At 45.1% G+C, this 6,352-nt stretch carries 9 protein-coding genes and 2 pseudogenes; 9 read left to right on the forward strand and 2 right to left on the reverse strand.

What is annotated here, in order from left to right; translation table 11 throughout:
• The 9 genes and pseudogenes from ACUVJL_RS26525 to ACUVJL_RS26565 form a co-directional block, all read left to right on the forward strand.
• Window positions 1–235 (forward strand): annotated as a pseudogene (locus tag ACUVJL_RS26525) (heme o synthase); the annotation flags it as partial.
• A 218-nt stretch (window positions 236–453) separates the two neighbouring features.
• On the forward strand, window positions 454–693 hold the full coding sequence (locus ACUVJL_RS26530) for a hypothetical protein (RefSeq protein WP_445248570.1): 240 nt from the start codon (window positions 454–456) through the stop codon (window positions 691–693).
• A 100-nt stretch (window positions 694–793) separates the two neighbouring features.
• Window positions 794–1,003: a DUF433 domain-containing protein gene (locus ACUVJL_RS26535; protein ID WP_445248571.1), complete on the forward strand. Its 210-nt coding sequence runs from the start codon at window positions 794–796 to the stop codon at window positions 1,001–1,003.
• Complete coding sequence (locus ACUVJL_RS26540; RefSeq protein WP_445248572.1) at window positions 993–1,193, forward strand: DUF2283 domain-containing protein; 201 nt, start codon at window positions 993–995, stop codon at window positions 1,191–1,193. Before ACUVJL_RS26535 ends, ACUVJL_RS26540 begins: the two co-directional genes overlap by 11 nt.
• Window positions 1,194–1,297: 104 nt before the next feature.
• The gene (locus ACUVJL_RS26545) at window positions 1,298–1,534 is read left to right on the forward strand and encodes a DUF433 domain-containing protein (RefSeq protein WP_445248573.1); all 237 of its coding nucleotides are present in this window, start codon (window positions 1,298–1,300) and stop codon (window positions 1,532–1,534) included.
• Between the two features lie 232 nt (window positions 1,535–1,766).
• Window positions 1,767–2,375 (forward strand): hypothetical protein, encoded by a 609-nt coding sequence (locus tag ACUVJL_RS26550; RefSeq protein ID WP_445248574.1) that lies wholly within the window; start codon window positions 1,767–1,769, stop codon window positions 2,373–2,375.
• A gap of 197 nt (window positions 2,376–2,572) precedes the next feature.
• The gene (locus tag ACUVJL_RS26555; RefSeq protein WP_445248575.1) at window positions 2,573–3,361 is read left to right on the forward strand and encodes a DUF4058 family protein; all 789 of its coding nucleotides are present in this window, start codon (window positions 2,573–2,575) and stop codon (window positions 3,359–3,361) included.
• 65 nt (window positions 3,362–3,426) lie between these two features.
• A complete protein-coding gene (locus ACUVJL_RS26560; RefSeq protein ID WP_445248576.1) occupies window positions 3,427–3,756 on the forward strand; it encodes a DUF433 domain-containing protein in 330 nt (109 codons plus the stop codon).
• A complete protein-coding gene (locus tag ACUVJL_RS26565; RefSeq protein WP_445248577.1) occupies window positions 3,753–4,103 on the forward strand; it encodes a DUF5615 family PIN-like protein in 351 nt (116 codons plus the stop codon). The genes ACUVJL_RS26560 and ACUVJL_RS26565 overlap by 4 nt, the downstream gene beginning before the upstream one ends.
• A 406-nt stretch (window positions 4,104–4,509) precedes the next feature.
• Here the strand turns inward: ACUVJL_RS26565 and psbC are convergent, their stop codons facing one another.
• A complete protein-coding gene (gene psbC / locus ACUVJL_RS26570; RefSeq protein WP_333102538.1) occupies window positions 4,510–5,889 on the reverse strand; it encodes a photosystem II reaction center protein CP43 in 1,380 nt (459 codons plus the stop codon).
• Window positions 5,890–6,045: 156 nt separating this feature from the next.
• A pseudogene (locus ACUVJL_RS26575) lies at window positions 6,046–6,352 on the reverse strand (photosystem II D2 protein (photosystem q(a) protein)); the annotation flags it as partial.

Raw genomic sequence — 6,352 nt, forward strand, 5'->3', positions numbered from 1 at the left:
CGCGGTGTATGCGGGGACAGCTATTTTCCTGGGTGCTATTTTTGCCCAAAAAGCTTGGTTGCTGTTGCAGACTCCAGAGGATAAGATTGTTGCGCGATCGCTCTTTAAATACTCTATTCTGTACCTGATGCTATTGTGCGCGGGAATAGTGGTTGACAGTTTGCCTGTGACTCATAACTTTACTACTGCTGTTGTACAAAATGTGCAAACTTTGATTAGTGCAGTTGTGATGTAGTCTTCTGTTAAATTGCCATTATTAAAATAAAGCCCGCACCTTGCGGGTTTTGTTTATGGTAAAATAGCAGTAGTCATTCTCCCATCTGCGTTAATCTGCGTTAATTTGCTTTAATCTGCGGTTAAAAAAAGAGTAAATGAACAGGAAAGAAATCATTAAACTAAATGCTGACTATGGTAGCCACCAGCGTGTAAAATTAAAACAGGAGCAAAGTTCTGATGGCTGAGAATACCGTGAAAGTAGACATCTCATTTCAATCACTGCTGGAAGCTATTTCGTCACTGGGAATTGCTGAAAGATACAAGATATGGGAATTTTTGGAAGCTGAATTATTCTCGAATGAGGACGATTCTCCAGAAGACATTGCCGAAATTGAAGCTGCCCGTGCTGACTACAAAGCTGGAGATTACACAACTTTCGATCGATACATGGCACAACGGGCAAATAAATCGGGATGACTTACACCATCCTTGATGAACCTTTAAAGACAGTGACAGTTAATTTTAAAATCTTAACTATACTCATAATAGATGAAAACCATAGAGAGGCGAACTGGTTATGAACTGGAAAGCACAAATTCACTCAAATCCTAAAATTCTGCTTGGCAAGCCTGTAATTAAGGGAACACGAATATCAGTGGAGTTTATTCTAGGGCTATTTTCAGAAGGTTGGACACAGCAACAAGTTCTAGAAAACTACCCAACGCTTAATGCTGAATCTCTACAAGCTGTGTTTGCTTTCGCTGCGGAGAATCCCAATGAAAGTTAAATACGATGCAGAAGCAGACATTCTGATTTTTATCTTACGTGATGCGTTTCCAGCCAATGCTATTTCTGAACCTGGAGGCGTGATTGTCAGTTATGACGAAGCTGAGGAACCAGTTAGCATCGAATTTCTCAATGCCTCCAAACGTCAACTGTTTAATCCTCAAGAGCTCATACTAACGATCGCAACTTAGTTGATGCGCTTTATCGAGGTGGCATCGCAGAATTATATCGCGGTGTGAATTTCGAGGGATAAATGAGGTAAGCTAGAGACAAAGGTTTCAAACAATTTTAACCAATGCCAGCATCCGTTGCTTATTTGTTTGACAGAATTACAGTGAACCCAAGACAATGTGGGGGTCGTCCCTGCATCCGGGGAATGCGGATTCGAGTCATCGATATCCTAGAGTTGCTAGCTGCTGGTTTGAGTTTTGAACAAATTATCGAAGAATTGCCAGACTTGGAAATTGACGATATTAAAGCTGCACTTCTGTATGCAGTCCGCAAACTTGATCGTCCTGTTTTGGTCGTATGACTATTTGGTTGAATGCTCATTTATCGCCAGCCATTGCTGTGTGAATTACTGCTACTTTTGGTGAAATACATTAGCGATCGGCGGTATTTTTCTATTGTATTGGGTATTGTACCGCAACTGCGATACAATTATAAGTTATCTCGCTGTGCCTAATATTATGGCGGGCCAGAACCAGAATTAGATAAAATTGAAAACTATGATGCCCCCTGGACTTTCAACGTACCTATTGGAAATGGAACATAATTTACGAGCAGAAGACAGCGACAAATGGTTTTACCGCTATCCGAAAAGTGCTCACCACTTATTAGCAGCTATATGTTTCCGCGAGAATTCTCAATCAATATGGGAAGAAACAAAAACGATACTGCTGCCACCTATCGGCTTCTATTACTCGATTTTCCATCTTTCAATGGCACTGCTATTTTTGGATTACCAGACAGACACGAATGAATTGAAGCGCATCAAACACGCAACCTTGAAAAATCTCATAAATCAAAGGTTAATACAAAAGCGATTATTGTCTAATACTTACTTGGATGAGTTCCAGCGCCTACAAGACATTAGGAAATATGCGAACTATAATTTCGGATCTAAAGTCCCAAAGTACGAATATCTGCAAATAGCAGACGCTTTTTATGCGACCACAGGCGAATGCTTCGACAAGGTGATAGACTTGGTACATCCTATCCAAAGAAAGATCGATACGTTCTATTCTGTCCATATGAGCATCCAAGCCGCAATCGGTGATGGGTTCGGTGACGATCTTATGCGAATGTATTTGCCGAAAGTCGCAGAAGAAAAAGTTATCGCATATTTATTACTGAAGAATCTGACGACCTAAATCTACAACAGCGAGATAACATCCACCTGTATGCCGACCGGATAAAGTGGATCGGTTGAGTCCGAAAGCCTGCTAGTGGCGGGTGAGGCGGAACGTTAGACCGCTAAATCTGAGTTGGTAGCAGTAAAACCGAGAATAGGTTTCCAAGTTATGGATACAATAGTATGAAAAGATAACAGAAATCGCGAGAGTTTCCCATGCCCAATCCATTTTCGGGAATGAATCCCTACCTCGAACAACCAGAGTATTGGTCTGATTTCCACAATCAATTGGTGGCGGCAATTGCTCGACAGCTCGTCCCCAGACTCGTTCCAAAATATCGCGTGGTAACGGATAAATGGGTGTATAAAATCGCCGGTCCGACAGCAATTGCAATTGGTAGACCAGATGTCAGCGTGCAGCAGAACCGAAGAAATGCGCCAGCGAATACAGATTCTTTTGAAGGATCTATTGCTGTTTGCCCGTTGCCAGAACCCGTTAAAGTAACAGTTCCAGTGCTCCAAGAAATTCAGCAATCCTATATCGAAGTAAAAGATGCTGCAACTCAAGAAGTGGTGACGGCGATCGAAGTCCTTTCCCCTGCGAATAAGTTGGGAGATGGCCGTAAAAAATATACAGCAAAGCGACAGAAAATTTTAGAGAGCCTCACTAATTTGGTGGAAATAGATTTGTTGCGCGAAGGTATTCCCTTGCCTGTAGAAACTGGAAACGTTCAGAGTCACTATCGCATCTTGATTAGTCGATCCAAAATTCGTCCGATCTCCGATTTGTATCCCTTTAACTTAGGCGATCGCATTCCGGCATTCTTGTTGCCTTTGCGATCGGAAGATTTAGAACCGATATTGGACTTGCAATCGCTGGTTGACGAACTGTACGAGCAATTGGGATACGATTATTTCATCGATTACGATCGCAATCCACCATCCCCTTGGTTAAAATCAGAGATGACGGACGTTTTGTCAATCGATCGGCGATCGCTCTCTTAGTTTTTCAAGGCTTGTGGCGATTGAATCCGTCTAGGATAAGAAGTAGTTAGAGTCTAAAAAAAATTATGGCAGTTGTAGCAGTTAAAACTTACATAGAGTATCGGAATGATGCCTATTGGGTTGAAGGAACTCGGATTTCTCTTGACTCGATCGCCTATGCTTTCCAACAAGGATTATCGCCCGAAACTATTGTTCAGTCTTTCCCACTACTGACACTGGAACAGGTTTATGGTGCGATCGCCTTTTATCTAGGCAACCGCGCTGAAATCGACGCTTACCTAGCCGCCGAAGAAGGTGCATTTGATGCCATGCCTCAACCTCTACAAACCAGCGATCCAGCTTTGTACAACAAACTGATTGCAGCTAAAGCAGCAAGACAGCAGGTGCGATCGTGAATATTCGCTACCAAGCTGATGCTGACTTGAATCAGGCAATCGTCACAGGATTACTGCGACGAGAATCTACAATCGACTTTCAAACTGCCTTTGCTGCTGGGTTAGAAGGTGTTAAAGATTCCGACGTGCTGGCAATTGCAGCACAGCAAAGACGTGTTCTCGTCAGCCACGATCGAAAAACAATGCCCTCCGAATTTGCTGAGTTCATTACTACTAATCAGAGTGCTGGAGTCATTATTGTTTCCCGAAAAATACCGATAGAAGTTGTCATCGAAGAACTACTCTTGATTTGGGCAGCATCTAGTGCAGAGGAAGGGGTCGATCGTATTGCTAAGCTACCCCTTTGATGCACACTAAGGATCGCGAATTAAATAACTTACAATTTTAATTATTATTGTGGGATGGGCGTCCCGCCCGACCAAAAAGGACGGGCGGGACGCCCATCCCACAAACTTGTGGAAGTTATTTAATTCTCATTCCTTAATTTACTGTTTCCAAGTGATTCTCTTATAGCTGCTATTTTTAATAGTCATAATCTGAGTTAATCAGCAGTAATATCATGTCCGGTCGAGTGACCGCGATTTTTGTAGGGGAGGGTTCGCCAACAATACCTGCCAATAATTGACCATCTCAAAAACCCGCCCCGACCGGGATATTATGGTTAATCGATCGGACATGATATAAAAAAAGCTCCTGACGTTAAGCAGGAGCCTTTTTTAATTAGACAATCAAATCAGAAATAAATTCGATCGATTAGTCTAAGTCTGGCATAGCCAGCACTGGTTCATTTTCGCGATCGATACCCTTCTCAAAGCCAGCGACAGCCGCGCGAGCGCGACCAGCGTGCCACAAGTGACCGACCAAGAAGAAGAAACCCATCACAAAGTGGAAACAGGACAGCCAAGAACGAGGAGAAGTGAAGTTAAACGAGTTAACTTCAGTTGCCACACCGCCCACAGAGTTCAAAGAACCCAAAGGAGCGTGAGTCATGTACTCAGCCGCGCGGCGAGCTTGCCAAGGCTGAATGTCATTCTTGATTTTGTTCAAGTCCAAACCATTAGTACCGCGCAAGGGTTCCAACCAAGGACCTTGGAAATCCCAGAAACGCATCGTTTCACCGCCGAAAATGATTTCGCCAGTAGGAGAGCGCATCAGGTATTTACCCAGACCGGTGGGGCCTTGTGCAGAACCGACGTTAGCACCCAAGCGTTGGTCGCGGATCAGGAAGGTCAAAGCTTGCGCTTGAGAAGCTTCCGGGCCCGTCGGGCCGTAGAATTCGCTGGGGTAAGCAGTGTTGTTGAACCAGACAAAGCAGCAAGCGATGAAGCCCATCAGGGACAAAGCGCCCAAGCTGTAAGACAGGTAAGCTTCGCCAGACCAGATTAAGGCGCGGCGAGCCCAGCCGAAAGGCTTGGTCAAAATGTGCCAAACACCGCCAGCGATACAAATCAGGCCAAGCCAGATGTGACCGCCGATAATGTCTTCCATGTTGTTGACGCTGACAATCCAGCCTTCGCCACCAAAAGGAGAGCGAACCAAGTAGCCAAAAATCACAGCCGGGTTCAGAGTGGGGTTCGTGATAATACGCACGTCGCCGCCGCCCGGAGCCCAAGTGTCATAGACACCGCCGAAGAACATGGCCTTAGCCACCAGCAGCAAGCAACCGCCACCCAACAAAATTAGGTGATAGCCGATGATGTTGGTCATCTGGTTCTTGTCTTTCCAGTCGTAGCCGAAGAAAGAAGAGTATTCTTCGAGAACTTCTGGGCCGCGAACGGCGTGATAAATGCCGCCCAAACCGAGAACAGCAGATGAAATCAGGTGAAGAACGCCGACTACGAAGAACGGGAAGATATCCGTAACTTCACCGCCGGGGCCGACGCCCCAACCCAAAGTAGCGACGTGGGGCATCAAAATTAAGCCCTGTTCGTACATGGGCTTTTCTGGGATAAAGTGAGCGACTTCAAACAAAGTCATTGCACCGGCCCAGAACACGATCAAGCCAGCGTGAGCGACGTGTGCGCCCAGCAGTTTGCCAGAGAGATTGATTAAACGAGCGTTGCCAGACCACCAAGCGAACCCGGAGGATTCTTGGTCGCGACCGCTTGCGTAGGAATTAGAGAGCGTTACCACCCGGTAGAACCTCCAACGATTTTAGATTTTGGATTTTGGGTTTTTTTGTTCCCTAGTAGGGCACGGTATCACCGCGCCTGCGCCGGGGAATAGGGATTTGGATTTCAGATTAATTTAAAACAATTAAATTAATCTGAAATCCAAATCCAGATTTTTTTAAAGTGCGTTACCGCGAGGCAGAACTTCTTCAGGGAAGATGAAGTTTTCGTGGGGTTGGTCCGTAGGAGCCATCCAAGCACGAATGCCTTCGTTAAGCAGAATGTTCTTAGTGTAGAACGTTTCAAACTCAGGATCTTCAGCAGCGCGTAATTCTTGGGATACGAAGTCATAGGCGCGCAGGTTTAATGCTAAACCGACGATGCCAATGGAGCTCATCCACAAGCCTGTGACAGGTACGAACAGCATGAAGAAGTGCAACCAACGCTTGTTGGAGAAGGCAATTCCGAAGATTTGCGACCAAAAA

The organism is Microcoleus sp. OTE_8_concoct_300 (assembly GCF_031383065.1).
Lineage (GTDB): Bacteria > Cyanobacteriota > Cyanobacteriia > Cyanobacteriales > Microcoleaceae > Microcoleus.

Bases quoted from the DNA above. Each gene is read 5' to 3' on its own strand.
- ACUVJL_RS26555 (WP_445248575.1), top strand. From the start codon at position 2,573: ATGCCCAATCCATTTTCGGGAATGAATCCCTACCTCGAACAACCAGAG.
- ACUVJL_RS26545 (WP_445248573.1), top strand. From the start codon at position 1,298: ATGCCAGCATCCGTTGCTTATTTGTTTGACAGAATTACAGTGAACCCA.
- ACUVJL_RS26530 (WP_445248570.1), top strand. From the start codon at position 454: ATGGCTGAGAATACCGTGAAAGTAGACATCTCATTTCAATCACTGCTG.
- ACUVJL_RS26550 (WP_445248574.1), top strand. From the start codon at position 1,767: ATGGAACATAATTTACGAGCAGAAGACAGCGACAAATGGTTTTACCGC.
- ACUVJL_RS26540 (WP_445248572.1), top strand. From the start codon at position 993: ATGAAAGTTAAATACGATGCAGAAGCAGACATTCTGATTTTTATCTTA.
- ACUVJL_RS26535 (WP_445248571.1), top strand. From the start codon at position 794: ATGAACTGGAAAGCACAAATTCACTCAAATCCTAAAATTCTGCTTGGC.
- ACUVJL_RS26560 (WP_445248576.1), top strand. From the start codon at position 3,427: ATGGCAGTTGTAGCAGTTAAAACTTACATAGAGTATCGGAATGATGCC.